The 26,659-nt window shown below is 55.3% G+C and carries 28 protein-coding genes; 10 read left to right on the top strand and 18 right to left on the bottom strand.

Features of this window, described 5'->3' with window-relative positions; all coding sequences use genetic code 11:
- Positions 1 to 44: 44 nt before the first annotated feature.
- The 5 genes from FH974_RS00465 to FH974_RS00445 all read right to left on the bottom strand — a co-directional run bounded on the left by FH974_RS00465 (position 45) and on the right by FH974_RS00445 (position 3,580).
- Positions 45 to 632: a YhgN family NAAT transporter gene (locus FH974_RS00465; RefSeq protein WP_047887273.1), complete on the bottom strand. Its 588-nt coding sequence runs from the start codon at positions 630 to 632 to the stop codon at positions 45 to 47.
- A gap of 146 nt (positions 633 to 778) precedes the next feature.
- A complete protein-coding gene (locus FH974_RS00460; RefSeq protein ID WP_047887274.1) occupies positions 779 to 1,018 on the bottom strand; it encodes a YecH family metal-binding protein in 240 nt (79 codons plus the stop codon).
- 111 nt (positions 1,019 to 1,129) lie between these two features.
- Positions 1,130 to 1,444 carry a putative signal transducing protein gene (locus FH974_RS00455; RefSeq protein WP_047887275.1) on the bottom strand — a complete coding sequence of 105 codons (315 nt, stop codon included), beginning with the start codon at positions 1,442 to 1,444 and terminating at the stop codon, positions 1,130 to 1,132.
- A 142-nt stretch (positions 1,445 to 1,586) separates the two neighbouring features.
- Positions 1,587 to 2,210 carry a lysoplasmalogenase gene (locus tag FH974_RS00450; RefSeq protein WP_047887276.1) on the bottom strand — a complete coding sequence of 208 codons (624 nt, stop codon included), beginning with the start codon at positions 2,208 to 2,210 and terminating at the stop codon, positions 1,587 to 1,589.
- A 1,004-nt stretch (positions 2,211 to 3,214) separates the two neighbouring features.
- A complete protein-coding gene (locus FH974_RS00445; RefSeq protein WP_047887277.1) occupies positions 3,215 to 3,580 on the bottom strand; it encodes a hypothetical protein in 366 nt (121 codons plus the stop codon).
- Between the two features lie 240 nt (positions 3,581 to 3,820).
- Between FH974_RS00445 and FH974_RS00440 the strand changes: the two genes are divergently transcribed.
- A complete protein-coding gene (locus FH974_RS00440) occupies positions 3,821 to 4,153 on the top strand; it encodes a DUF2500 domain-containing protein (protein WP_047887278.1) in 333 nt (110 codons plus the stop codon).
- 58 nt (positions 4,154 to 4,211) lie between these two features.
- Here the strand turns inward: FH974_RS00440 and FH974_RS00435 are convergent, their stop codons facing one another.
- Positions 4,212 to 5,216: an acyltransferase gene (locus FH974_RS00435; RefSeq protein WP_047887279.1), complete on the bottom strand. Its 1,005-nt coding sequence runs from the start codon at positions 5,214 to 5,216 to the stop codon at positions 4,212 to 4,214.
- Between the two features lie 551 nt (positions 5,217 to 5,767).
- Between FH974_RS00435 and FH974_RS00430 the strand changes: the two genes are divergently transcribed.
- Positions 5,768 to 7,363, top strand: coding sequence for an AbgT family transporter (locus FH974_RS00430; protein ID WP_047887280.1), 1,596 nt, complete (start codon positions 5,768 to 5,770; stop codon positions 7,361 to 7,363).
- Positions 7,364 to 7,484: 121 nt separating this feature from the next.
- On the opposite strand, the gene FH974_RS00425 is transcribed toward FH974_RS00430, so the two are convergent.
- Both FH974_RS00425 and rhtB read right to left on the bottom strand, forming a co-directional pair.
- Positions 7,485 to 8,705 carry an EAL and HDOD domain-containing protein gene (locus FH974_RS00425; RefSeq protein WP_047887281.1) on the bottom strand — a complete coding sequence of 407 codons (1,221 nt, stop codon included), beginning with the start codon at positions 8,703 to 8,705 and terminating at the stop codon, positions 7,485 to 7,487.
- 98 nt (positions 8,706 to 8,803) lie between these two features.
- Positions 8,804 to 9,421, bottom strand: coding sequence for a homoserine/homoserine lactone efflux protein (gene rhtB / locus FH974_RS00420; protein WP_047887282.1), 618 nt, complete (start codon positions 9,419 to 9,421; stop codon positions 8,804 to 8,806).
- A 172-nt stretch (positions 9,422 to 9,593) separates the two neighbouring features.
- Between rhtB and FH974_RS00415 the strand changes: the two genes are divergently transcribed.
- Both FH974_RS00415 and FH974_RS00410 read left to right on the top strand, forming a co-directional pair.
- Positions 9,594 to 10,595 carry an alpha/beta fold hydrolase gene (locus tag FH974_RS00415; protein ID WP_047887283.1) on the top strand — a complete coding sequence of 334 codons (1,002 nt, stop codon included), beginning with the start codon at positions 9,594 to 9,596 and terminating at the stop codon, positions 10,593 to 10,595.
- Positions 10,596 to 10,691: 96 nt separating this feature from the next.
- Positions 10,692 to 11,492, top strand: a complete 801-nt coding sequence (locus FH974_RS00410; RefSeq protein WP_047887284.1) for a Cof-type HAD-IIB family hydrolase — start codon at positions 10,692 to 10,694, stop codon at positions 11,490 to 11,492.
- A 210-nt stretch (positions 11,493 to 11,702) separates the two neighbouring features.
- On the opposite strand, the gene FH974_RS00405 is transcribed toward FH974_RS00410, so the two are convergent.
- Positions 11,703 to 12,161: an EVE domain-containing protein gene (locus FH974_RS00405; RefSeq protein WP_047887285.1), complete on the bottom strand. Its 459-nt coding sequence runs from the start codon at positions 12,159 to 12,161 to the stop codon at positions 11,703 to 11,705.
- A gap of 59 nt (positions 12,162 to 12,220) precedes the next feature.
- Here FH974_RS00405 and FH974_RS00400 point away from each other — a divergent pair, with 59 nt between their 5' ends.
- The 4 genes from FH974_RS00400 (at position 12,221) to FH974_RS00385 (ending at position 16,071) form a co-directional block, all read left to right on the top strand.
- Complete coding sequence (locus tag FH974_RS00400) at positions 12,221 to 13,264, top strand: membrane protein (RefSeq protein ID WP_047887286.1); 1,044 nt, start codon at positions 12,221 to 12,223, stop codon at positions 13,262 to 13,264.
- 81 nt (positions 13,265 to 13,345) lie between these two features.
- Complete coding sequence (locus tag FH974_RS00395; protein ID WP_047887287.1) at positions 13,346 to 13,957, top strand: tRNA-uridine aminocarboxypropyltransferase; 612 nt, start codon at positions 13,346 to 13,348, stop codon at positions 13,955 to 13,957.
- A gap of 67 nt (positions 13,958 to 14,024) precedes the next feature.
- Complete coding sequence (locus FH974_RS00390; protein ID WP_047887288.1) at positions 14,025 to 15,461, top strand: coniferyl aldehyde dehydrogenase; 1,437 nt, start codon at positions 14,025 to 14,027, stop codon at positions 15,459 to 15,461.
- A 13-nt stretch (positions 15,462 to 15,474) separates the two neighbouring features.
- Positions 15,475 to 16,071: a TetR/AcrR family transcriptional regulator gene (locus tag FH974_RS00385; protein WP_047887289.1), complete on the top strand. Its 597-nt coding sequence runs from the start codon at positions 15,475 to 15,477 to the stop codon at positions 16,069 to 16,071.
- Positions 16,072 to 16,234: 163 nt separating this feature from the next.
- Here FH974_RS00385 and FH974_RS00380 read toward each other — a convergent pair whose 3' ends face one another.
- From FH974_RS00380 to ftnA, 5 genes are all read right to left on the bottom strand, one after another.
- Positions 16,235 to 16,774, bottom strand: a complete 540-nt coding sequence (locus FH974_RS00380; protein WP_047887290.1) for a DUF3332 domain-containing protein — start codon at positions 16,772 to 16,774, stop codon at positions 16,235 to 16,237.
- A gap of 438 nt (positions 16,775 to 17,212) precedes the next feature.
- Positions 17,213 to 18,400: a BaiN/RdsA family NAD(P)/FAD-dependent oxidoreductase gene (locus FH974_RS00375; RefSeq protein ID WP_047887291.1), complete on the bottom strand. Its 1,188-nt coding sequence runs from the start codon at positions 18,398 to 18,400 to the stop codon at positions 17,213 to 17,215.
- A gap of 178 nt (positions 18,401 to 18,578) precedes the next feature.
- Positions 18,579 to 19,688 carry a mechanosensitive ion channel family protein gene (locus FH974_RS00370; protein ID WP_047887292.1) on the bottom strand — a complete coding sequence of 370 codons (1,110 nt, stop codon included), beginning with the start codon at positions 19,686 to 19,688 and terminating at the stop codon, positions 18,579 to 18,581.
- A 111-nt stretch (positions 19,689 to 19,799) separates the two neighbouring features.
- The gene (gene uspB / locus FH974_RS00365) at positions 19,800 to 20,138 is read right to left on the bottom strand and encodes a universal stress protein UspB (RefSeq protein ID WP_047887293.1); all 339 of its coding nucleotides are present in this window, start codon (positions 20,136 to 20,138) and stop codon (positions 19,800 to 19,802) included.
- Between the two features lie 74 nt (positions 20,139 to 20,212).
- A complete protein-coding gene (gene ftnA, locus FH974_RS00360) occupies positions 20,213 to 20,740 on the bottom strand; it encodes a non-heme ferritin (RefSeq protein WP_047887294.1) in 528 nt (175 codons plus the stop codon).
- Between the two features lie 295 nt (positions 20,741 to 21,035).
- Between ftnA and FH974_RS00355 the strand changes: the two genes are divergently transcribed.
- Both FH974_RS00355 and FH974_RS00350 read left to right on the top strand, forming a co-directional pair.
- Entirely contained in the window at positions 21,036 to 21,458 is a 423-nt protein-coding gene (locus tag FH974_RS00355; RefSeq protein WP_047887295.1) for a universal stress protein, read from the top strand.
- A 159-nt stretch (positions 21,459 to 21,617) separates the two neighbouring features.
- Positions 21,618 to 22,490 carry a carboxylate/amino acid/amine transporter gene (locus FH974_RS00350; RefSeq protein ID WP_047887334.1) on the top strand — a complete coding sequence of 291 codons (873 nt, stop codon included), beginning with the start codon at positions 21,618 to 21,620 and terminating at the stop codon, positions 22,488 to 22,490.
- Positions 22,491 to 22,552: 62 nt separating this feature from the next.
- On the opposite strand, the gene fre is transcribed toward FH974_RS00350, so the two are convergent.
- From fre to FH974_RS00330, 4 genes are all read right to left on the bottom strand, one after another.
- Entirely contained in the window at positions 22,553 to 23,263 is a 711-nt protein-coding gene (fre, locus tag FH974_RS00345; RefSeq protein WP_047887296.1) for an NAD(P)H-flavin reductase, read from the bottom strand.
- Between the two features lie 9 nt (positions 23,264 to 23,272).
- On the bottom strand, positions 23,273 to 23,539 hold the full coding sequence (locus FH974_RS00340) for a 2Fe-2S iron-sulfur cluster-binding protein (protein ID WP_207103666.1): 267 nt from the start codon (positions 23,537 to 23,539) through the stop codon (positions 23,273 to 23,275).
- A gap of 42 nt (positions 23,540 to 23,581) precedes the next feature.
- Positions 23,582 to 25,453 (bottom strand): 4-hydroxy-3-polyprenylbenzoate decarboxylase, encoded by a 1,872-nt coding sequence (gene ubiD / locus FH974_RS00335; RefSeq protein WP_047887298.1) that lies wholly within the window; start codon positions 25,451 to 25,453, stop codon positions 23,582 to 23,584.
- A gap of 136 nt (positions 25,454 to 25,589) precedes the next feature.
- Positions 25,590 to 26,570 carry a hypothetical protein gene (locus tag FH974_RS00330; protein ID WP_047887299.1) on the bottom strand — a complete coding sequence of 327 codons (981 nt, stop codon included), beginning with the start codon at positions 26,568 to 26,570 and terminating at the stop codon, positions 25,590 to 25,592.
- Positions 26,571 to 26,659 lie beyond the last annotated feature (89 nt).

Genomic DNA, 26,659 nt, shown 5'->3' with positions numbered 1-26,659 from the left:
CCGCCTCGCTTTTTTTGTCCGTCCGGTACGCGGCTCAGACGAGCTTACAGTGTGAAAAACTCGCGGATCCCGTTCAGGAACATCTGGGTCGAAATCATAATCAGCAGTAAGCCCATCAGGCGCTCGACCGCTTTTAGCCCCCGCTCGCCCAGCACCCGGTTGAATACCTCGTAGAACATCAGAATGATAAACGAGGCTCCCCAGGCCAGTAATACGGCAATGACCCAGTCAAAGGTTCGGCCCGGCTCCTGGTTCGACAGCAACAGCAGCGACGCCAGGACCGACGGTCCGGCAATCATCGGAATTGCCATCGGCACAATAAACGGCTCTTCGCCCGCCGCCAGCCCGGTGACCCCACCCGGTTGCGGGAAGATCATCCGAATCGCGATCAAAAACAGAATTATCCCGCCAGAGATACTGACCGTCTCGGTAGAGACGTGAAGAAAGTTCAGCATCTTCTGTCCCCCGAACAGGAACAGCAGCAAAATAAACAGAGCAATTAGCAATTCACGGATCAGGATGAAGCGTCGTCTTTTCGGGTCGATGTGTCGCAAAATCGACAACATCACCGGCAAGTTACCGAGCGGATCCATGATCAGAAACAGCATCACCGCCGCAGAAATAATTTCCACAGAGCAGACCTCAGACAGCGTGTTTAATGAAAGAAATAAAGAGAACGCAGAACGATCAGCCAGAAAGCTGAACGATGGACGGAGAGTATAACAAACGAACAATAAGGTGGCGATAAATTTGCCACCTCACTCACAAAATTATCTGATCAGTGATTGCACATGCGCTCGCGGTTGGCCGTCAAAAACTCCCCGTCACGCAGAACCTTACGGCGTTCCAGCAAGAATGCCAGTAAGGCATCCAGCGTCAGATCCTGCTGGCTACAGGTGTAAAAGCGCACGTCAGCACCGTATTTGTTCCGCACGGTCTGAGCCAGGGTTTCCTCGGTGTAAGGTGTCTCGGTATCCAGCAACAGATGCAGGACTTCATGGGCATGAATGGTGGTCATGGAACTCTCCCGAAAGTAAGAACTGGCCTGATTGTAAAACCGGGTGAGCAAGGGCTGTTTGACCCACAACAATTAATTGCATTTTAAATGAATGTTTTTGATTTATCCGTCTCAGGCATCTCTGTCGTGCCCGCACTGCCAGCAGAGTTCGAACTGAGCCCCGTTTTGCTCGCCGCACCTGGGGCAGCACCAACCGGGCTGCTCGGCCTGTTCGTAGGCAGACAATAAACGGGCAGCCGGGATCAGGCATGACTGCGGCACCCAAATGCCCACTTCCAGCACATCGGCCGGCAGCTCTCCGGCCGCGGCGCTCAGGCTTTCGCCCTGCAACCGGACCGGAATACGCGAACTTTCCAGCATCCCTTTCAGGCTGTGAGCCTCCAGGACATTGGCCGCGCGGTACACTTCACACCAGATGTCGTCCATCGTTTCCTCCTCTCTACCGAGAGCAGACCGGTCAAGCTGACGCGTTGATTCAACCAGCCCTGCCCACCGAATGAACTCATCCAGCGGGCAAGGCTGCTAAGAAAAGGATGCTAAGAAGAGGATAGATGATGAGAAGGCAGGATCAGACCATCAAGGTCGCGACAAACAGCGACTGCGCCAGAAAATAGCTGGTCATCACCATGGTTGTCGCCGAACGGAACTCGCCGCGAAAACGGTTGATGGCCAGGCAGATGTCGGAAAAGATGAAGATCAACGCCCCCAGCAAAGCCAGCATCGCCGGCAAACTGCGCGTTGTCAGCCAGTATTCCCCGGCCGCCCAGCTCATCATCACAATCACCGCGATATAGACGGCAACCGGCACAATCAAGGTACCCAGTGATGGCAGTAAAAGCAGAAACACGATCACACCCGCAGCCGCCAGCATCGCGGGCAACCACCACACCATACCGCCATCGAGCTGGCTCCAGAAGCCAGCCGCGTAAACACAGTGCGCCAGAAGAAAACTGAGCAAACCGGGCACAAAGCGATCTTTGGGCAACATCAGGAAGATATCCCCGACCAGCGACAGCATCAGTCCGGCCATGATCGCACCATGGTAGAAACTGCCGTCGCCGGATTGCCAAGCTACAACGCCAAGCAAGCAAATAGTGAAGGGCTTAAACAAATAAAACTGCCAGCGAGGGCCGTAATATGAAGCAGTAATGTGCGCAAGCGCTGAAAGAGCAATGGCTAACCACACCCACATAAAGTCACCGTCATTATAGTTGTATGTTTTTAAATCATCGGGCCTGTCAACGGCATGGCACAGTTTAGGAGCTGAAAGGGGATTGTCTAGCGGCGAGGGTCAATAACTAGCTCCGAATCATATTTATCACACTTCTTACTGGACATCTTTTTTCATTTTCTTGCCATTTGATAACAAGCTGAATTAGCAAACGTTTGCCTGTTGTTTGCAACAATTCGCGACGTGTTAACGATTTTTCATCACCGAGAAATGGACTTTTGAACAGTGTCCATACACATCAAAATCAAATATAATTTCTATTATTTTCATATTGTTAAGAAAAAACCTCCAAAGAAAAGTCTCTCAGGCACGCTCAGCTAACGTTAACCTGACAAACTCTCCCCTGTTGCCATTAGCCAGCATAATTTACTGGCAAAGATGCGAGAATACATACAGCGTCTACCTTTCCAGCTTCAACTTTTCTCACAAAGCTTAAAATTAAGATCGCTAACCCAGCCCTGACAAACCTAGCTGCCATATCCTGACGTTTTTAATAAAAAGCCCATTCAACCTGTCAGCATACGGTAAAAAACAAACAACAACCCAATTAAAATCAATTGCTTATATTAGTTTAAAAACACCACCCTCACTTGGTTTGTTTTTTAAACACCTTAAAACACACCGTTTTGTTAGCAAATAAAGACCAAAGCCTGGCTACATAAATTATTTTTATGACAACAATATGACAATTTCACTTGTGAAATCGATAAAATGGATGTTAATCTAAGTCATACAAATTCACTTAGCAGCAAAAAGGAGCCTTACCATGTTCACCTCTTCTCAAAAACAAGGCCTTATGATGATCGCAGTGGTTGTCGGTTTAATGACGCTGCCTGTGATTTATTAAGCAGAAAATTTTCATAAAAAAAGGTGCCTGAAGGCACCTTTTTTTATTTGAACCGGAGGCAGAGCCTTGCTCTGTCGCTGTACAAGCTTGCCTCATCACGCAAGCCGATCATCAACCATCACGGCGTCAAATCAATATGATGCCAATGCAATGAATAGAACCACAACGCCAGCGCCGTCACCCCTAACACCAGTAACACTGCAACGCTCCAGACAAAGCGCCCGCTGCGAGGCGTCAACTCTTTTTCACACGCCTTGCACGCCGCGATAAATCCTTTTTTATCATCCAGCTGATAACCATCTTCATGTACGGTCTTATTGCGAACCGAGGCAATAAAGCGCAGCTTGGGCACAATTTCATGCGGCAAGCGTTCTTCACAGCTGTTAATCAGCTGATGCAGCCCTTTCCCTTCCGCATGATAATGCTCACGCAGCAACCGCTCGATTCGCCGTGAGCGCGTCACTACTAACTCTATATTTGCCATATGAGACACTTCCTCTTACTGTCTGGCTTTAACTTACCGCGAGTTGGCGGTAAAACAAAGCCTGGCGGGCGCGTTTTCTTCCCCCGCGAGCTTGGGATCACAGGTTTCCAAACACCTTCCCCAACAGCCTGATGCCATGAACATTTCGGCGCGGATCACGCTTTGCCCGCCATGCCATACTCGCCTACGACAACATCGGGAATAATGCAGGATATCCCACCGCTATCATGGAGATTCTGGATGCCTGTTTCGGTCATTGTGGGCCTAATTGCCCTGCTGATCATCGCCGTCGGCTATTTCATTTTGTCGTACCGCCGCCATACGCTCGGCGCCCACGCCCCGGAGCGCAGCATTGAAGTCACCGTACTGGATAAGCAGAGTGTGCCGATCATTGGTGCCCAGCCCGGAGACGAGCAGGAAGAATACTGGATTTACGTTCAGCCGACCCAAGGCGGCCCCAAGCGGGAATTCATGGTTGGCGTGCATTACTATCATGCCCTCAATCCCGGAGACCGCGGTACCATGACCTATAAAGGGCTGACTTTTCTGCATTTTACGTTACAGCGCGACTGAGTCCCTGATTCGGTTTTTACCGCCATGCCATGATGGGATGCCCTGCCCTGGCTGTCCCCTAAGGGACCAGCCAAGCCGTTTTCGGACTGCGGGCCAGCAACCAGCTCGCCGCCAGCGCCAGTGCAGTGATGATCAGTGTCAGCAGGGGAATCATGATCACCGGCGGGAAAAAGTACCAGTCATACGCCCTGACCGGCCACAGAAAGATCGGATGCAACAAATAGATACCGAGACTGTACCGGCTCATAAACGCTATCCGATCCAGCCAGCCTTCACTCATCCGCTCCGCAACCAGCCGTCCCAAGGCAAACACCATGGCAGCAATCAACGCCGTGTTGAGGGTTTTATACGACAGCCAACGCCCCACCGTATATTCCCCATTGGCAAAACTGTGGCTGATCACCATGTAAGCCGTGAGCACCAGAGCAACGCACCCCAGCACCACTAACCATCCTACCGGCGGCCAACGGTACTGAAACAGGCAGTACCCCAGCAGCAAATACCCGCTGTAAAGCACCAGCTCCTGGCTCCACGGCCCGTCAATCTTAAACAAAAACAACGCAGTAATACCCAGCCACAGACTGGTCATCGCAATCACGGCCAGGCGGTCATTATGCTGGACCAGGTAGCGGAAAAAGGGCACCACAAAATACAGCGGAATAAAGTAATAGAAGAAGCCCAGATGGTAGTAAGTTTCATGAACCGGCAGCGCTTTGAGGGTATCCCATGCAACAACACTGTCATACCCATCGAACGTCAGCCCAGACAATAGCGCGTAAAAGACCGACCAGACCAGAAACGGCAGCAGGACCTTGCCCAGCCGTCGCCGCACATAATAAGAGAGCTCAAATGGTCGGGTATCACTGAGCATCAGCGCGCCAGTAATCATAATAAAGACGGGCACAGCCCAGCGACTGAAACTGTTGACGGTGATGGCGGTCATCCACGCGCTGTCGGCAATCTCTCCCAGTTGCTCGCGATAAGGCCCCAGAACATGAATCGCCACCACGGCGAGTGCGGCAACGCAGCGCAATACATCAAAAAACCGAATTTTTTCCCTCACCCACTCCTCCTCGTCACCGCAATGGTCACGACCAGTTATTGCGGCCATGTGTTTTGACTATAGCAGTCACACCCCAGTCAATCACCGCTGTCGATATCCCAGCACCTGAGCGCAAATTCCTGCCGCCGACCACGTGGTTTTTTCCTACCGATGTGCCTTTGCTCTCTATCTTGCCGGGAAAACAGCCGGAAATATGTTAGCAGGGCGTTAAATGAAAACTGTTCAGTATGAAAAAATGTTGAAAGATGTGAACTATGACACACCCATAAAGTACCACTGTCTCTAAGGCACTGAAATGTTAGGGACTTGAAAAAGGTTAACATCCGGCCAATAAACAACCGAATTCATAGGGGCTGGACATTGCGAAGGCAAACTGAATTTATAAAATAAGGATAAAATATCAAAAATTTAACTTTATATAGACAAAAAAACAGCAACTGACACATTTGGACACAATTATTTCTTGTTTGTTGCATTAACAATAGCGTAACCTCCCCGACCCGTGAGAGAGGTATACCCATTGATGGGTTCAATGATAAATGGAGGTAGTGATGCACACGTCTGCTTCACATCAAATGCAAAAACCTAAAAAAACGTGGTTTACTCGTTTCCTCGACACCGTCGAGTGGCTGGGTAACCTGTTGCCACACCCTATTACCCTTTTCGCTCTATTTTGTGTCGCAATTCTGGTTGCTTCCGGTATCGCCGGTTATTTTGAAATGTCGGTTGCCGATCCTCGCCCGGAAGGGGCGCCAGGACGTGCCGCGGATGGCGTCATTCATGTCGTGAGCCTGCTTAACGCTGAAGGCCTGCAGAAAATCGTCGCCAACCTGGTCGCTAACTTTACCGGCTTTGCCCCGCTGGGCACCGTGCTGGTTGCGATGCTGGGTGTCGCGATTGCTGAATATTCCGGTCTGCTGTCTGCCGCAATGCGTGGCCTGGTGATGGGTGCATCACGCCGCATGGTGACACTGGTGGTGGTCTTCGCTGGTATTATTTCCAATACCGCGTCTGAGCTGGGCTATGTGGTATTGATTCCACTGGCAGCCATGCTGTTCCATTCTCTGGGCCGTCATCCGCTGGCTGGTCTGGCGGCGGCTTTTGCCGGTGTGTCAGGTGGTTACAGTGCCAACCTGCTGCTGGGTACCGTTGACCCGCTGCTGTCAGGCATTACTGAAACCGCAGCACAAATGATCGACCCGACCTACACGGTCGGTCCTGAGGTGAACTGGTACTTCATGTTCGCGTCAACGTTCGCCATCACTATCATGGGTGCGTTCGTGACAGAGAAAATCGTTGAGCCGAAGCTGGGCAAATACAACCCGGAAGACGCCAGTGATGATCTGGACCAGGACAAAATGGGTAAACTGACCGCGCTGGAGAAGAAAGCTCTGAAAGCCGCGGGTCTGGCTGCCCTGGTAGTATCTGCGCTGCTGGCTCTGACCATCGTGCCGGCAGACGGTATCCTGCGTAACCCGGAAACCGGTCTGATTTCAGGTTCACCGTTCCTGAAAGGTATTGTGGCGTTTATCTTCGTGTTCTTCGCCATTCCGGGTTTCGTGTACGGTAAAGTCGTGGGCACCATGAACAGTGACCGCGATGTGATCAATGCAATGTCCAAGTCGATGTCCACCATGGGCATGTACATTGTGCTGGTGTTCTTTGCCGCGCAGTTCGTTGCCTTCTTTAAGTGGACGAACTTCGGCCAGGTGTTTGCGGTTGCCGGTGCAGATATGCTGCAATCAATCGGTCTGACAGGCCCGATGCTGTTCTTCGCCTTCATCCTGATGTGTGGCTTTATCAACCTGATGATTGGTTCAGCGTCTGCACAGTGGGCGGTAACAGCGCCGATTTTTGTCCCGATGCTGATGCTGGTTGGCTACGCGCCGGAAACCATTCAGGCGGCATACCGTATCGGTGACTCAGTGACGAACATCATCACACCGATGATGAGCTACTTCGGGATGATCCTGGCCGTCGCGACCCGTTACCAGAAGAATCTGGGTCTGGGTACGCTGATCGCGACCATGCTGCCATACTCGATGGTATTCATCGTGGGTTGGAGCCTGATGTTCTACGTGTGGGTATTCATTCTGGGTATCCCGGTAGGCCCGGGTGCTGCCACCTACTACAACATCGGTGGCTAACAGGCCGCTACTGGGTAGCGACTGATACACCATGATGAAATAAGCCGGGCATTGCCCGGCTTATTGCTGTTTAGCACCATGACTTTATCTGCCCTCGCTCGGCGACAGTGGCGGCAAACACTTAGCCCGGCAGAGCCGCGAGATAACTTTCCGCCCAGCTCACCGCCTGCTGATAACTGTCCCCGATCCGCTCGGCACTCAGAGCCAGAGTCTGGCTGGCATGCCGGACGCTGTCCCAGTCGGCACGCTCATACGCCGTGACCAGTTCCAGCAATATCCCCAACTTCCCCTGTCGTGCCAGCAACGCGGTTGTCACCGCAGCTTCCAGCGGTAACTGTTGCAGCAGTGTTGCCAGCGGCTGATCCAGCAGCCCGTCCAGCAGGGAAAGCAGCCCGGTCATAAAGGCGATCCGGCTATCAATCGGCCCCTCACCCTCGGCGGCCAGCAGCTCACACATCTTCGCCCGTTGCAGCGATAACGCATACAACTCACTGGGTTTGTGCCGGGCAGCCCGCGCGGTCGCCACCACGCTCACAAACACCTTAAGTCGCTCTTCGCCCAGATAGATCAACGCCTGCCGAAACCCATTGATCGGCACGGTGGTACGTCGCTCGGCAGTGTTGACAAAGCGCAGCAGCAAATAAGACAGGGACACATCCGAGGCGACAATCTGCTCCACCCGATCGACATCAATCTGCGGGCGACACACTTCCTGCAACAGCCGCAGGGTCACCATTCGCTCAGGTTTGATCAGGCGCTGTTTCACCAGCTCCGGCCGACTGAAATAGTAGCCCTGAAAGAAATGGAAACCGGCTTCATAGGTCTGCATGAACTCTTCATGGGTTTCGACTTTTTCCGCCAGGAACATCAGCTTGTGGTGACGATGGTCGGCAAGGTACGCGCAGGCCGCCTCGACCCCGATTTTCATCAGATCGAGTTTGAGAATATGCACATACGGAAAAAAGCGCTGCCAGCGGGGATCCAGGTCAAAATCATCCAAGGCGATCAGGTAGCCCTGTTGGCTGAGCTGGCGAATAGCCTCCAGCAGTTGATCATTCGGCTCGCAGCTTTCCAGTACCTCAATCACCACCTGCTTTTTCGGCAGCATCAACGGCTGCAGGCGCAGCAGGCTCTTTTGCGGAAAATTGATAAAACAACGCTGGCCCAGTGCGGCCAGGCTGGAATGACCGGACAGAAAGTTTTCCACCAGCAGGCGGCAGGTCGCGTTGTTCTCTTCAATATCGGGAAATGCATTGCTTTCCCCGTCGCGAAACAACAGCTCATAGCCAGCCGTTTTCTGCTGGCGGTTAAAGATAGGCTGACGGGCAACATAAGAGTACATGGTAGCGGGGCGTGCCTCCGACGCTCTGGATCGACAAAGCCGTGGAGTATACCACCATCCCCGGCTCTCAAGTCAGTCCCCTATTACCCGTGCCTTGCTCAAGCTTTGGCGGTGGCCAGCAGAGCACCGCAGCCGATAAACATCGAGCCGAACACCCGGTTCAGGGTTGCCATCACCCGGTCAGAACGAATGTAACCAGCCAGGCGCGAGGCCAGGGTGACATATGTCAGCATCACCACCATATCCACCAGCACCGTGGTTATGCCCAGCACCAGCAACTGCGGTCCCTGTGGCTCAGTCGGCACCAGAAACTGCGGGAACAACGCCACCAGAAACACCACGGTTTTCGGGTTGGTCAGGTTCACCAAAATCGCCTGTCGGCACAGTTGCCCACTGGTCACATGCTCATGGCCGGTAGTGACCGCCATGGAACTACGATCCCGCCACTTCTGAATACCGAGCCAGACCAGGTACGCCGCACCGACCCATTTAATCGCCGTGAACGCGGTCGCCGACTGTGCCAGCAACGCCCCGAGACCCACTCCAACCAGAGCAATATGCACGCTGAGTCCGATTTGCAGGCCCAGGATCGAGGCCAGTGACTTACGCCAGCCGTACACCATCCCGTTGCTGATCGAATTGACCGTCCCGGAACCCGGGGCCAGACTGAACACTATGGCCGTTGCGAGGTAGGCCAACCAGATATCGACACTCACGTTAAGACTCCTGACAAATATGGGCACTCCGGCCTTAGCGGCCGCCGCGCAGGAATGGATGAAAAGTACTACAAATTAACAGGTGATGCGGGCAGGAAGCAACTGATACCAAGTACAGGCTGGTCGGACAATCCGTTATACTGGAGTCAATTGCGGACAAACGAGAAGGCACATGACAAGCAAGCCACCGTTGTATTTCGATTTTTCCCAGGAATCCCATTTTGCGGCCACGATGGCCGGACCTGTTGCCGAGTTGTGGCAGCAACGCCAGGAAGGCATGTTTCAGGGTGCTGCCGAGCTGAATATCGGCTGGGCCGCCCTGACCGGGCACAACGCCGACAAAGCGATCATCGTGGTCAACGGCCGGGTAGAAAGCTACTGGAAATATCAGGAAGTGTTCTACGATCTGGTCCGTCAGGGCTACGATGTGTTTGCCCTCGATCACCGAGGCCAGGGCGTGTCCGATCGCCTGACGGAAGACACCCAACTGGGTCACGTCGAACACTTTGACGACTATGTCGCCGATCTCGACACCTTCATCCAGCAGGTCATCCTGCCGCGTGGCTATCAGCAACATTTCATGCTGGCCCATTCCATGGGCGGCACCATTGCCAGCCTGTATCTTGCCCGGCACCCCGACGTGGTCGATAGCGCGGTGCTGAGCGCGCCGATGCACGGCATTCACCTCAAAAACTGGATGCGCCCGATCGCCTCACCGCTGGCGCGTATGGTCGAGCACATCAAACGCCAGCCGGACTACGCGCCGGGACAGCTGCCTTACTATCCGAAACCTTTTGCTGATAACGCGCTGTGCCAGAGTGAAGTACGTTACCAATGGTTCCGGGACCTTTATGAACACAGGCAGGAACTGCGCCTGGGCGGGCCGAGTGCGCGCTGGGTCTGGCAGGGGATGGCAGCAGCCAAACGCTGCATGTTCGAGGCCGGCAATATCACCGCCCCGGTTCTGCTGCTGCAGGCCAGCGATGACACCATCATTGATAACCGTGCCCACGGCCGCTTTTGCGAGGCCATGCACCGTGCCAGCCGGGACTGCGAACTGAAAGTGATCCACGGTGCCCGCCATGAGCTGTTGTTTGAATCTGACAAGTACCGCCAGCCGGTGCTGGCCGCTGCGATCAGCCATTTTCGGAAAGCGGAAATCTCCCCGGCATAAATTAACCTCTTTTCTCTGGGGCGAACTGGTTTAAAATCCAACCAGTTTCCCCAAAACCTGAGGTTTTGGCCCGCGGTTTTGACCACGAGAGGTTTCATGTACAAGATTATTGCTTCTGATCTCGACGGCACCCTGCTGACCCCGGATCACAAGATTGCGCCATTTACCAAAGCCACCCTGAACCAGCTGCACCAGCTCGGGAAGGATTTCATCTTTGCCACCGGCCGCCACCACATCGATGTTGCCGGGATGCGTGAGCAGCTGGGCATTCCGGCATACATGATCACCTCCAACGGCGCCCGGGTGCACAACTGCCAGGGTGAGGTTATCTTCAAACAAGACGTGGCCGAAGACGTGGCCAGCGACATCATCGCTCTGGCGAAACAGGATCCGGCGCTGAAAATCCACCTGTACCGCAACGATGACTGGCTGCTGAACGTCGAAGACGAGGAATTGAAGAAATTCCACGACACCTTCAGCTACAAGCTGTTTGATGTCGATAACCCACCGCTCCAGGGGCTGGCAAAGATCTTCTTCACCCGTGACGATCGCGATCACGACAAACTGGTCGAGTGGGAAAACACCTTCAATGACCTGTTTGGCGAGCGCGTAAACGTGGCGTTTTCGACCCCTTGGTGTCTGGAAATCATGGATGCTAAAGTGTCAAAAGGTCACGCGCTGGAAGCGGTCGCCAAAGAAAAGGGCCACACGCTGGCAGACTGCATCGCGTTTGGTGACGGCATGAACGACATTGAAATGCTGAGTATGGCCGGTAAAGGGCTGATCATGGGCACCGCGCATGAGAAAGTGAAGCGTGCCCTGCCGGAGCATGACATCATCGGAGCCTGTGATGACGAGGCCGTAGCCCACTATCTGGCTGAACTGCTGATCAAATAGGTCTTCGCTGGCGAACTCAGGTCAGTCATGCGCTGGTGTTACTCAACCAGCCTTGCTGACCTGCTAATGCATAACGACCATGAACAAAGCTGCCCACTGAGAGGCAGCTTTTTTGTCCCTGGGATTCGCACCTCAGCCCGAGGATGCAAGTAAACCTGAGATTGAAACCAAGGCAGACGCTGACGCATCCCCAAAAACCAGGCGCGCGTCTTAAAACTGCCCGGTCATCTGCAAGATTTCGTGCCACTGGACATCCGTCACCGGCATAATGCTCAGGCGGCTGCCGCGCTGTACCAAAGGCAGTTCCGCCAGGGCCGGATTGGCTTTCATCCGCTTGAGTGACACCAGCCGCAGGTGACGCTGGTATTCAATATCGACCATCACCCAACGCGGGTTTTCGGGCGCTGACTTAGGATCAAAGTACGGACTTTCAGGGTCAAACTGGAAATGGTCCGGATACGCTTCCCGGATCACCGTCGCGATACCGACCACCCCGACATCCTTGCACGATGAGTGATAGATAAAGACCTGATCGCCGACTTTTATCTCATCGCGCATCATATTTCGGGCCTGGTAATTACGTACCCCTTCCCAGCAGGAAACTTTCTGTTGTTTCAGGGTGTCTATGGAAAAAGTGTCCGGCTCTGTCTTAAATAACCAATACGCCATCCTGATACTCTTTTTTTGTAAATTGACTCACGCCCAGCCTATCACAACGAGGGAACCCGATGATACGTCCAGCCAATGCCTTTGCCCCATCACTTCTGCTGACCGCCCTGCTGGCCGGTTGTGCCGGTAGCCCGGACAAGCCTGAAGAGCCAGCCGACACCACACCGGACACCGAGGTACAGACTCCGGCGCAGGTGCAGGCCTTCATGCTACGGGGGCAAGTGGTGCTGAGTGCGGACAATCGCTATATCCAGCCATGTAACAGCCAGCAGCAGTACTGGCTGACCCTGCCGGACAAAAACCTGCCGGCCGCTGACGCCCTGGCCTCCCGTTATGGCCAGCCGCCGCTGTATGGTGAGTTTATTGGTTATCTGGAGCCGGCAGCCGATGAAGGCCGGGAAGCCGATTTTGATGCCCGATTTGTGGTGAAACAACTCAACCTGCTGTCCGCCGAAGTGGCAGACGGCTGCCAGCAACGGCCGCAGACCACCCGCGCCTTTGGCAACGAGCCGTTCTGGATGGCCGAGGTTCAGGCCGATCGCATCAGCCTGACCCAACCGGGACAGGCCACCGAGCAGCAAGCGATCACCAGCCGGGATATCCGTTCTGGACATCAGGTTTATCAGGGCACCGACAGCAAACTGACCATGAATCAGGCCCAGTGCAATGACACCATGAGCGACAGCCTGTATGGCTGGCAGTCCACCCTGAGCTGGAAAGGCCGCAAGTATCAGGGGTGTGCGACCCTCGGTGCCCGCGATGTGACCCTCACCTGGAGCGGCACTTATCAGGGCACCACGTATCTGGGAGAGAAACCGACCCTGACCACCACACTGGAGCTGAAGCCGGACCATTCGGCCGTCACCCGTTACACTTACCCGAGCGGTGAGCCGGGCCTGCAGGAGCGCGGCTTCTGGCAGCAGGCCGGTGAAGGCAAAGTGAAGGTCACCATGGCCCAGTACCAGGGCCGCCGCCTGATCAGCGAGCGGGTATTTGTACGCGACGGCGAACAACTTTCCGCAAACGAGGAGACCATCAATGGGGAAACCTACTTCCTCGGTGACAGCGGCCTGACTCTGCGTAAGCAGCCCGCACCGCAATAACCCTGCACACTGACACCACCTTTGCTTCCGCTCTCAGGTGTGCCACACTCGGCACACCTGAAAGCCCGGAAGACCTCGCTGATGACCCACCCGACTGCCTGTCCCCGCTGCGGACTGCGTTTTAACTGCATTTGCCATGCTGAACCAACCCTGGGCTGCACCGTACCGTTTGTGCTGCTGACCCACCCTAATGAACTGGGCAAAACCACCAATACCGGCCAACTGATGACACGTACACTGCCCGATTGCCAGCGTTTGATCTGGGACCGGGTAAATCCGCCGCAAGCTCTGCTCGAGCAGATAGCCGATCCACGCTACCAGCCATGGCTGCTATTTCCCGGTGATGACACCACCCCGGCTTCCCCTTTTCAGGCCCAGCCCGGCAAAACCCCGCTGATCATTATTCTCGATGCAACCTGGCAGGAAGCCCGCAAGATGGTGCGCCGCAGCCCGTGGCTGGCGGCCCTGCCTCGCCTGGCACTGGTCCCTCAGGCTGACTCAGCCTATGCGCTGCGTCGTAATCAGCAGCCCGGTAACTTGTGTACCTGCGAAGCTGGTATTGCCGTGCTGCAAGAACTGGGATTTGCCCCGGATGCCGACCGGTTGCAGGAATATTTCGCGACCTTTATCGACATTTTCCACGCCGAACAGAGCGGCCATCAGAAAAAGCCGCCCGCTCACAACAAATCCTGACCGCTTCTTCTATACTTAAAAACCGACTGATTAGTCGGTTTTTAAGTATTCAGACGGAGGCGACGACATGACCGCGGCAGAAACCCTGCACCTGCAACCGGCCCTTTGCCGGGAAATGGACACCACCCTGGCAACACAACAGGCGGCATACCACGCCAACCCGATGCCTGAGCTGGCGCAACGCAGGGCACAATTGCGGGTCCTGAAAAATGCCATCAAGCAGCACCGCCACGCATTGTGCGATGCCCTGAATACCGACTACGGCCAGCGCCATCCGCAGGACACTCTGGTAGCCGACATCCTGCCGTGCATCAACCAAATTAATTACACCGTCAAGCACCTCAAGCGCTGGATGAAACCCTCGCGACGTCATGCCGGGCTGTTGCTGGCTCCGGCCAATGTCGAGGTGCAGTACCAGCCACTCGGGGTGGTCGGCATTGTGGTGCCGTGGAACTTCCCCGTGATGCTGAGCCTGGGCCCGCTCATCACCGCCATCGCCGCCGGTAACCGGGCCATGATCAAGCTGAGCGAGTTTACCCCGGCCACCAACCGGGTCCTGCGCACCTTGCTGGCAGGTGTTTTTGCCCCGGATCAGGTTGCGGTGTTTGAAGGAGAAGCCGATGCCGCGGCGCACTTCACCCGCCTGCCGTTCGACCACCTGCTGTTTACCGGCTCCACCACGGTCGGGCACCACGTAATGCAGGCCGCAGCGGCCAATTTGACCCCGGTCACCCTCGAACTGGGTGGCAAATCGCCGGTACTGATCGCGCCGGATATGCCCATGGCGTTGGCAGTCGAACGCCTGCTGTTCGGCAAATGCATGAACGCCGGGCAAATTTGTGTCGCCCCGGACTATGTGTTGCTGCCGCGCGGCCAGGAAGACGCGTTTATCGACGCCTTTACCGCCGAATTCAACCGTCGTTACCCGGGAGGGACCACCAACCCGCATTTCGCCTCCGTTGTGAACGAGCGCCAGTATCAGCGCCTGTGCCACTGGCTGGACGAAGCCGCCGCGCTGGGTGCCGAAGTGCACGCCTGCCACGCACAGGCCAGAGATGACAGCCGCCATCGCCTGATCCCTCACCTGCTGACCAAAGTGCCTGAGAGCGCCACGCTGATGCAGGAAGAGATCTTCGGCCCGCTGCTGCCGGTCATCCCCTACGAGGATATCGACCAGGCCCTCGACTATATCCGCCAGCGCCCCCGACCACTGGCGCTGTACCTGATGAGTCTGGATCCGACCACCCAGCAAACTGTCAGCCGGCACACCCACTCCGGTGGCATGGCCATTAACGAAACCATTTTGCATGTGGCTGCAGACGATGCGCCATTTGGCGGGATCGGGCCATCCGGTATGGGGCATTACCACGGTCAGGAAGGGTTCCTGACCCTGTCGAAAGCTAAAACGGTGCTGACCCAAGGCAAGTTCCACACCACCGGGCTGATCAAACCACCCTATGGCCGCTGGTGGCAAAAACTGCTGCTCGCCTTTTTCCTGCGCTAGCGAGGAGGAAGGGATGAACCACGTATCGTCACCGGCCCGCCCCCGGCGTCTGGCGAACCTGCTGGATACCGCCCTGAGCTTGTTTGTCGCTCAGGGCATTCAGGCCACCAGCACTGCCAGCATTGCCAAAGCCGCCGGGGTCGCCAACGGCACCCTATTCCATCACTTTGCCACCAAGCAAGCCCTAGTGGATCAGCTGTACCTCGATGCCAAAACCAACCTGGCGCAGGCTCTCACAGCCACCCCGCTGACAGGCACGGCAGCCGACCAACTGCAGCAGTGCTGGCAGCGCTCTCTGAACTGGGCCAAGTTGCACCCGCGCCAGCTCTGCCTGATGCAGCAGCTCAGCCATGACCCGGCCTATTCGATGGCCCGCCACCATGCCCTGATGCTCGAAACCATGCCGTTTCTGGCCGAACTGCTCACCGACGCCCAACAGCAGGGTATGCTGGCACCGGTGCCGTTGCCATTGCTGCTCAACTTCTGCCATCACCACTTTCTGTCGACTGCCCGGCTGTTTGTCGATCAACCTGAGCTGGCCACCGATCCCGACTATCAGCACTGGGCATTCCAGTTGCTGTGGCAGGGATTACGTCCCACAGAGACCTGAACGGCACGGATCACCACAACGCGTGTCAGCTGCGCCTATCTGGCTCTGTCCGTCGTTCCTGTCCGCCGATACAAAAAACCGGGAGCACAGCGGCTCCCGGTTTTGTCAGGTTCAGTTAGGGCTGATTATCCCGGCAGGCGTCAGCCTGCCAATCAAGGTGGACTCAGGCCTGATTGCGCGCGTACTGCGCCAGCTCGTCAATGCCGACGGCGGTGATAAAGGCATCATCCAGGTAGAAGTCGACCTTCTCGCCATTACGCTCACCACGCAACGTCGCTTGCTCACCATTGCGGTAAGCGACGTGCATTTCCAGCGTATGATCGTCAAGCTGACGGAACTGCGCCGCTTCAATATCGCTGTTCTGCACGCTGGCCAGTGGCACCGTGGTAAGAGAAGAATCCAGCTGACTATTGACCTTGAAAATCGCATTCACCGGGGTATCCGCCACCGCCGGGGATTTACCGGTAATCGGGTTTTTGCCGGTCCAGAATTCCACTGTGTTGAAGATAAACAGGTCCGCGGTTGCGGCAATCCCGTATACCGGGCTCAGCAGAACAAACAGACCCGCACGGCCATAACGGTTATCCACCGCACTCAGGTTAGCTTTGGTCACCAGCTGCGAGGTACCCATCTGGCCAATACAGCCAGTCAGTGTGGTCGCCAGAATGGATAAGGCGACAGCCTGGTAAACGCGTTTTTTCATCAGTAGACATACTCCAGTTCATAAGGGCCAGGTTGCCCGAAAAAGCCGGATGAATTATAGGGATTTATATCTAAATCCTGAGGAAAGAAATCTAAATCTCTCTGATTTTTGCTGAATTTCAGCCCGACAGCCCGGTGAGCAGCCTTCGCCGAATGCGCCTAGGCACATAATGTCAACTAAACACATGATGTAAAAAAGCCGCTGTGCCATGTGGCGGCATCAGCGGCTTGAATCCCAGGCAACGCACTCTAAGCAACTAAAACTCTAGGCAACTAAAGTTCTAGGCGACGTCCACTCTATAAGAGTTTTTGCACTTTCGGGGACGTCCAGTCTGAGGCACTCAGGTTCTTAATGGCACAGATCATGAGGGGCAAACCACACTTAATCTAGCGGTGTTACTCCACCCATCGGAAGTCATTAGTGAAATGTGCTGAATGGTTAAACGTGCTGCCCGGCAACAAAACCGGAACTCCAGGCCCACTGGAAGTTATAACCGCCCAGCCAGCCGGACACATCCATCACCTCACCGACAAAATACAGCCCCGGCACCTGCTTGGCTTCCATGGTTTTGGAAGACAGCCCGTCAGTGTCGACCCCGCCCAGCGTCACCTCGGCGGTGCGGTACCCTTCGGTGCCGTTCGGTGCGATCGCCCACTGATGGAAATAGCTCACCAGCGCCGCCAGCTCCTTCGAGTTCAGCTGTTTCAGCGGCTTATCCGTCAGATCTCCTCGCTCAATCAAAGCTTCAATCAGGCGTTTGGGCAACAGACGGGACAGCGAGTTTTTCAGGCTCTGGTTCGGGTGCTTGTCACGCATGGCGGTCAGGGTCTCAGCCACGTCCAAATCCGGCAGCAGGTCGATCGTGACCTTCTGGCCCGGCAGCCAGTAAGACGATATCTGCAGGATCACCGGCCCGGATAAACCACGGTGGGTAAACAGCAGGTTTTCACGGAACGTGGTGCCGTTTTCGGCCTCCACGACCACCGGAACAGCGATGCCGGACAGTTCGGCAAAGGCTTCTTTGTCTTCTTTATGCAGGGTAAACGGCACCAGGCCGGCAGTGGTCGGCACCATGTTCAGGCCGAACTGCTCTGCCACCTGGTAGCCAAACGGTGTAGCACCCAGCTTAGGCATCGACAGACCGCCAGTGGCGATCACCAGTGACTGGCACTCTACCGCTTCGGTATTCAGCATCAGGCGAAAGCCGGTCTCCGTTTTCTCGATATGGTGCACATCTATCTGGTAACGCTGCTGTACTGTCGGCAGGTCGCATTCCGCCAGCAGCATCTTCACAATGTCTTTGGCCGAGTCTTCGCAGAACAACTGGCCATGATCGCGTTCTTCATAGGCGATATCATGTTTGGCCACCATGGCGATGAAATCCCACTGGGTGTATTGCGACAACGCCGATTTCACAAAGTGGGGATTGCGACAGACATAGTTGTTCGCCGCCACGTCGTAATTGGTAAAGTTGCAGCGTCCACCTCCGGAGATCAGGATTTTTCGCCCCGGCTTTTTACCGTGATCCACCACCAGTACCGAGCGCCCGCGCTTACCGGCTTCGGCGGCACACATCAGCCCGGCAGCCCCTGCCCCAATAATTACCACATCAAACTTTTCTGCCATGACTTCACCGCTGTCGCTTATTCGTTACGCTACCTGTGGCTGCTTGCCCGCAGCCTGCCTTACACCATAAAAAAGGGACGCCGCAGCCTGATGGCCGGCATCCCTGTAATGGCAACTGGCAGGCTCCCCCCACCAGGAGCGCAAATTTTACCTGTCTGGCAGGGGGAATAGCAATGGATTATCCCGCTGCCTGCTCCATCCTGACACTTTCCAGCCGGCGCTCCGGTGATTGGGCCAGGTGAAGCGTCGAGGTCGGGAAGGCAAATTCAGCACCATGCTGCTGCACAATCGCCGCCACCTTAAGCATGACATCCTGCTGAATTTCCTGATACGCCACCCAGTTTGTCGTTTTGGTAAAAGTGTAAATCAGAATATCCAGCGAGGAGGCGCCGTAGTGATCCAGATTCACAATCAGGGTGCGATGCGTGGTTTCGATATCCGGGTGCGCCACCAACATGGCTTTGATACTGTCCACCACCGACTGAATGCGATCGACATCCCGGTAGCGCAGGCTGATCTTCTGTTTAATCCGGCGGTTGAGCATACGGGAAGGGTTTTCCACCACAATGGAGCTGAAAACGGCATTCGGCACGTACAGCGGGCGCTGGTCGAAAGTCCGGATCACCGTCATGCGAAAGCCGATTTTTTCGACCGTGCCTTCAATCTGGCGGTCCGGGCTACGGATCCAGTCGCCCAGTTTAAACGGCTGATCGAAGTAAATCATGATGGCGCCGAAAAAGTTGGCCAGCAGATCCTTGGCTGCCATCCCGACAATCAGACCGCCCACTCCGCCAAAAGTCAGCACCCCAGACAAGCTCAGGCCCAGGTTCTGCATCATGACCAGGCCACCCACCACCAGCACCGTCAGACGTAGAATTTTCGAGATCGCATTGATGGTCGTGGCATCTTTGGCGTTGGCACTGATGGCATCTTCCGCATTGGTGATCAGGCGCAGCAGCACCCAGATGAAGGTCCAGACCAGCATCAGATGCCGCACCACCGAGAGAAAAGCGGTCGGGTAGTCGGTCAGGTTATCAATCATGACCCCGAGGGAAAATGCTGCCGGCCAGAGCCAAATCAGCCAGCTCACCGGTCGGCGCACGGCATGGATCAGCGCATCATCCCACACCAGCCGGGTTTTTCCGGCAGCCCGTAATAAATGGCGGGTCACCAGCAGCCATGCCGCCCAGAGGCAAGCACTCAGTAACAGTAAGAGGCCAACATTGGTCATCCAGTCTTGGCTGCTTCCCCGCTCGAGGGCATGCCACCACGCATATACTCGGTTCATGAATCCTGTTTCGCATTACTGATTAAAGGGCGACAAACTACCGCCAACCCTTTGAGTTAGCAACATAAAACAGCTTCTAACGGCATAAGTGAGAGGATTATCACCAGAAAACTAGAGTCCCATAAACGCCACGACAAAAATGGAGATGAAAAACAGCATCAGGTAGGTACTGGCCAGAATGAACAGTTTCCGGACCTTAACGCACTTTTCCATAAAAATGGGGTCGTGGTGGTTCTGGTATTGGTGACTGCGAATATAGTGAAACAGCCTGATTTGCTTGGACACGTTGCCCTGCGAGGAGAAAAAGCCCCGCCCGTCAACCTGCTGATAGAGAAGTGGGTCGCACTCGCGCATCACCGCCAACAGGGTGCGCAAGGTACTGATGTACCGGGAAACATTGACGACCGCGACCAGAAAAAGAGCGAGAATAAGTGCATCACCACTGATCATAACAACCCCCGAACAATGTGACTCAGCGGCTGACCTGTGGTTGGGGCGCACAATAAAGGCGCGCCCCCGGCCTGTTAGCCAGCCTGTGTATCCATGATCGAAGCCGATTCAGCTTTGGCCATTGCGGACAGATCTTTATCAATAAAGAACAGTGCCTTGCCGTCTTCGCCGACCAGTTCAATCTTATCCAGGACACCTTTGAACAGTTTTTCTTCTTCGTGCTGTTCTGCAACATACCACTGCAAGAAGTTAAAAGTTGAATAGTCCTGGGTAGTAAACGCAACATGAGCAAGCTTGTTGATTTGTTCTGTGATATAGCGCTCGTGCTCGTAAGTCTGACGGAACACATCTCCTAACGATGAGTACTCGTGATTTGGCGCATCAATTGCCCCCAGGATAGGCATTGAGCCTGTTTCGCTGACATACGTAAACAGACGCTGCATGTGCTCCATTTCTTCTCGAGCATGAGCACGCAGAAACTCTGCGGCACCCTCAAAGCCTTTATCTTCGCACCATGCACTCATTTGCAGGTACAGGTTGGAAGAAAAGAACTCCAGATTAATCTGCTCGTTGAGTTTTTCAACCATCGCTTGAGCTAACATCGCGTTACTCCTTCTATTCTAGTGTATACCAATCTCGTCAACTGGTATGAAATCGCTTGTCTCCCATTGTCACAATGCAACACTGAGAATGCAACTCAACAGGCGATTAGCGACGATTATGGACATTACGACGTAAAATCCGACGTTGCGTTTCAAAAAGTACATGAAATTCAACAAACTCGCCACTCAATATGAAACAATTTTAACACTTTGCCAAGTTGCGATCCGGGTAATATTTTTTCCCCGCGGGCAGTGCTAGCATGAGATAAAACCCCAAGGTTAAGGAGTGCATGCTATGGCTTACAAACATATTCTGGTAGCCATTGACTTATCTGAAGACAGTGCCGTTCTTGTCACTAAGGCCGCCAAACTGGCCGAAGCTCTGGAGGCAAAACTGTCACTCATTCACATTGACGTTAACTACGCCGAGCTGTACACCGGCCTGATTGATATCAACCTGTCAGAAGCCCAGCACCGCATGGCTGACGATGCCCAGAAACAGCTTCAGGCGCTGGCCGCAAAAGCCAACTACCCGGTCGCTCATACTCTGGTCGGCAGCGGCGATCTAAGTGATGAAATCTGCCACGCCATCGATGACCTGCACATCGAACTGGTCGTCTGCGGTCACCATCAGGACTTCTGGAGCAAAATCCTCAGCTCAGCTAAGCAGCTGATCAACCGTTCTCCGGTGGATATGCTGATGATTCCGCTCAAATAAGCTCAGTCAGAAGTACGTGTTTCCGGCCCGGTGCGATCACCGGGCCGTTTTGTTTGTGAAAGCTCTGACCTGCTTTATCCCTACCCGCTGCCTGTATTTCCCCTGGCGATTTTTCGCTACACTGGCGCTCTCTTAATTCTGGACCTCAACACTTTTATTATGGGATATCTTTCTGCTGTCACCCTGCTCTGGGCGTTTTCGTTCAGCCTGATCGGGGTATACCTGGCGGGCCAGGTGGATGCCTGGTTCTCGGTACTGACCCGGGTGGTACTGGCTGCTCTGGTGTTTCTGCCGTTTTTGCGTACCCGCCACCTGCACCGGGCGCTGGCCATCAAGCTGATGGTCGTCGGTGCCTTTCAGCTGGGCCTGATGTACTGCTTCTACTACCAGTCCTTCCTGTATCTCAGCGTTCCTGAGGTACTGCTGTTTACCATTTTTACCCCAATCTACGTCACCCTGATCTACGATCTGCTGCACCGCCGTTTTTCGGCCTGGTACCTGCTGACAGCGGCCATTGCGGTGCTGGGTGCCGCAGTGATCAAGTTTGAAGGGATTAACGAAGACTTTGTGCTCGGCTTCCTGATTGTCCAGGGGGCCAACCTCTGTTTTGCCATCGGCCAGATTGGTTACAAGCGGATCATGGAGCAAGAACGTGCCGATCTGCCGCAGCATACCGTCTTTGGTTTGTTCTACCTGGGGGCGGTCTGTGTCGCGCTGCCAATGTTCCTGCTGTTTGGCAATACCGAGAAACTGCCGACCACGAGCACCCAGTGGGGCATCCTGCTGTATCTGGGCACCATCGCTTCCGGTCTGGGCTATTTCATCTGGAACAAAGGCGCGACACTGGTCAACGCCGGGGCGCTGGCGATCATGAACAATGCTCTGGTACCGGCGGGTCTGATCGTCAACATCGTGATCTGGAACCGCGACGTCGATTACCCGCGCCTGATCATTGGCGGCATCATTATTATGGCGTCACTGTGGTTCAATGAGACTTGGGTCAAACGCCAAGTTGAGCGGGCCCGAGCCTGACCGACAACCACAAAAAACGGGGCACTCAGCCCCGTTTTTCGTTCCGCTCAGAAGTGGCGCACTTAGATAAAAGAGTACGCATCAGCAAACATCCGCTCGCGCTCCGCGCCTCTTTCGGCCGTGAACAGCTCACGGGCTGCGCCGGCCATTTCAAAACGTCCACAAATGTAGATGTCATAGGCTGCCAGGCTGACAAAATCGGTGCTCACGGCTTCCAGCACGTTGCCCACTTTGCCGCTCCAGCCTGCCGGTGCCGTTTCCACAACCGGTACATAGGTCAGGTTCGCGTGCTGCCCCGCCAGTGCCTGCAACTCGGCATCGGCATACAGCTGGCACTCATCACGGCCGCCCCAGTACAGAAAGATCGGTTGTTTGGTACCACGGCTCAGCAGGCGCTCCAGAATACTGCGCACGTATGAGAAACCGGTTCCCCCGGCGATCAGCAACAGTGGCTTCTCGCTGTCTTCACGCAACCAAGCTTCGCCGTGTGGCGCTTCGATCTCAATGCTGTCACCAGAGGCCAATGCCGCTTTCATGTGCTCCACGACTTCCAACGCGTAAGGGTTGTGCTCGGCCGCACCGATGTGCAGTTCCAATTCGTTTTCACGGCATGGACTGTTAGCGATAGAAAACGGACGCTTGTCCTTCTCGCCCATCACTGCAAGCAGGTACTGACCCGCCTTGAAAGCCACAGGCTGCGCCGGGCGCAACAAGATACGGTAGGTATAACAGGCCAGTGATTCCACTGACTTTACTTCACATTTGATGGACATTTTCTTCCTCTAATCCAGATCGAGCACCAAGTCGCTTTCCGCCATCGCCTGACAGGCAAAAATCCAGCCCTCTGCCTGCTCTTTCTCTGTGAGCATCGGTTCGAGCTGGTAACGAATCTCACCGGCCAGTTTACGGCACATACACATGGCACATGCGCCGACCTGGCAGCGATTGGGGAAAGCAATACCTGCGTTGAGCGCTGCCTCGAGAACGGTCTGGCCGTGTTCGGCCGTAAAGGTCATCTCATGAGGCAACAGGCGTACTTGGTACATGATTTCTCTCATTCCCGGCCTCTCTGGCCGGGTCGTCGTATAACGTTAGTTCAGAATACCGAGCGCATCCCAGATGGCATCAACCCGGGCAACTACCGCCGTATTCTTGGTAATCGGGGTGCCCCACTCGCGGTCGGTTTCCCCCTCCAGCTTGTTGGTGGCGTCCAATCCCATGCGAGAGCCTGCTCCCTCTGCTGCTGGCGACTTCTCAACCAGCCAGGTATCCCGGCTCGGATCCATTCGGGTGGTCACCGCCCAAATCACATCATTCCAGTCGCGCGCATTCACATCGTCATCGCAGACAATAATGAACTTGGTATTGGCCTGCGCGTCCAGCAGTGACCAGATCCCCGCCATCACGCGGCGCGCCTGGCCGGGCTCGGTTTTCTGCATGGTCACAATCGCCATTCCGCCTGCGTCGGCTTCCGGCGGCAGATAGCAGTCTACGATTTCCGGGAACTGCTCCCGCACCGCCCGGACCAGCGTATCACCATCAAACTGTGGTGTCAGGGTGCAGGCCGCAGTCGGTTGCGTGGCCACTTCTGCATCCCACTTCACCGTGGCATCCAGCCCCATTTTCGACCCCAGCCCGACCACTGGCGAAGCAAAGTCCAGCGAGTCAATCGGCGTATTATCAATCATCACCGTATCACGCAGCGGTTCCATTCGGGTCGTCATGGCCCGGATCACGCTGTTCCAGTCGCGGGCATTGACGTCATCGTCACAGACAATCACGAACTTGGTGTACATAAACTGGCGCAGGAACGACCAGACCCCCATCATGACGCGTTTGGCATGACCAGGATACTGTTTCTTCATGGTTACCACGGCCATCCGGTAAGAACACCCTTCCGGCGGCAGGTAGAAATCTTCAATTTCCGGGAACTGCTTCTTAAGGATAGGAACAAAGACTTCATTGAGCGCGACCCCCAGCACAGCCGGTTCATCCGGCGGGCGGCCGGTGTAGGTGCTGTGATAGATAGGGTCCTGTCGCATGGTCACGTGCGTGACGGTGAACACATGGTGGCGTTCAACCTCATTGTAGTAACCGGTGTGGTCACCGTACGGGCCTTCGTCCGCGAACTCGTTCGGATCAATGTAGCCTTCCAGCACGATTTCCGCACTGGCTGGCACTTCCAGATCGTTACTGATACTTTTCACGACTTCGGTCTTGCTGCCACGCAGCAAGCCGGCAAACGCATACTCAGACAGCGTGTCGGGAACTGGCGTGACCGCGCCCAGAATGGTTGCCGGGTCTGCCCCGAACGCAACCGACACCGGGAATGGCTGCCCCGGATGGGTTTCCATCCAGTCACGCAGATCCAACGCACCGCCTCGGTGCGCCAGCCAGCGCATAATGACCTTGTTCTTGCCCAGCTTTTGCTGACGGTAGATGCCGAGATTCTGGCGTTTTTTGTTCGGGCCGCGGGTAATGGTCAGGCCCCAAGTGAGCAGCGGCGCGACATCGCCCGGCCAGCAGCTCATGACCGGAATTTTATCCAGGTCAACCTGCTCTCCCTGCCACACGATATCCTGACACGGCGCTTTACGCAGCCGCTTGGCTGGCATGTTCAGTACCTGTCTGAACACCGGCAGCTTGTCGATCGCATCGCGGAAACCACGCGGCGGCTCAGGCTCTTTCAGGTATGCCAGCAGCTTGCCGACTTCTCGCAGCTCGTGCACATCCTGACGCCCCATACCCATTGCGACCCGCTCCGGTGTACCAAACAGGTTAGCCAGCACCGGAATGTCATAGCCGATCGGGTTTTCAAACAAGAGAGCCGGGCCTCCGGCACGCAGGGTGCGATCACAGATTTCTGTGATTTCCTGATCCGGGTCGACGGGCTGCTTGATACGCTTTAACTGGCCTACTTGCTCCAGGTAAGCAATAAACTCGCGCAGATCCTTGAATTTCATCAGTTAACTGTTACCCAAGATTGAAAATAGAAAGGTACCCGGCACTGTCGCCAGCCGCCGGGTACCGCAAATCATTTTCACTCATTATAACGAGTTGTTAACGCCAAATCAGCGATAATTCAAGTCATTGACGCAATCAGGGCTGCTGCGCCATCGCCGCCCGGAAGTTATTCTGCATCACTTTGCTGCGGCTGACTTCGGCCAGCTGGCGCAGCCAGTCCAGATACCCCATGCGGGCGAGTTCGATCGCCACCAGCTCGCCGTCTTCCACTTCATCCAGCTTGGCAGCCAGAAAGTCGCGGGCGGACACCGGAATGGGGTGCTGTGTAATCAGCGCTCGGTAAGCCTGACGCTTGAGTGACGGATTGATGGTGGCAGCCTTAAGCTGCTCTATTGCGTGTGTGGCCGGAGCCAGCTCCGCCAGGCGATTCAGCTCCGCCAGGCTAAACTGATCGCTGCGGCGGCGCCACAGCAGGTGGTAGACACTGTTATCACGGGAAGCCGCCGCCAGCGCGGCGATCACCGCATTATCCGGCAGCCACAACAGCTTACTGTCACTGGTAAACTGCGCGGCCAGTTTGGCGACAGCCTGCGCTGACAGATTGGGAAGTTGTTCCAGGAAAATATCGCGGCGTACGGTCTGCGACGCCAACTCGCCGGCCATCCATTCAGACAGGACCAGTTCACCGGCTTCAGCCTGCTTCACCATGGCCGCGGCCAGCTGAATGTGCTGCCACTTGCGCACCAGACTTTTCGCCTTGGCGCCATAATGGAACGCACTCTGGGTCACCAGATAGCCGTCACCCTGCTCCACCACCTGGTAGGCAGGCGTCCGCTCCGCCTGGCGCTGAAGCCAGTCGGCCTTGGCCTGATCGAGAGCACCGGATTCGACGGCATACGTCACCAGCCCGGTACGCACCGCTTCCTGCTCCAGCCCGGAGAATGCCTGTAGTTGAGACTCCAGCGTTGTAAAATCACTGGCGTCATAAAGCTTGGCCAGCACCGAGACCTGATGCTGAACCTGCGGGGAATCAAGAACCTGACGAACTTCCTGCTCCGTCACTTCCTGCGCGGCAGCAGTGGTTGCCATCACTGCGGCCAGTAATCCTATCAACATGCACCGTCCTAGTCGCATGCCACCTCCTTGGTGTTCAGGAAACATTGTAAAAACCCTCCGCCTTCCTGGCGAACGAGCTAGATATTGAT

Origin of the sequence: Photobacterium ganghwense, from assembly GCF_017329545.1 — a bacterium.
Taxonomy (GTDB): Bacteria; Pseudomonadota; Gammaproteobacteria; order Enterobacterales; family Vibrionaceae; genus Photobacterium; species Photobacterium ganghwense.
The sequence above is the reverse complement of the archived record's forward strand: the minus strand, read 5'-3'. Positions and strand labels throughout refer to the sequence as shown.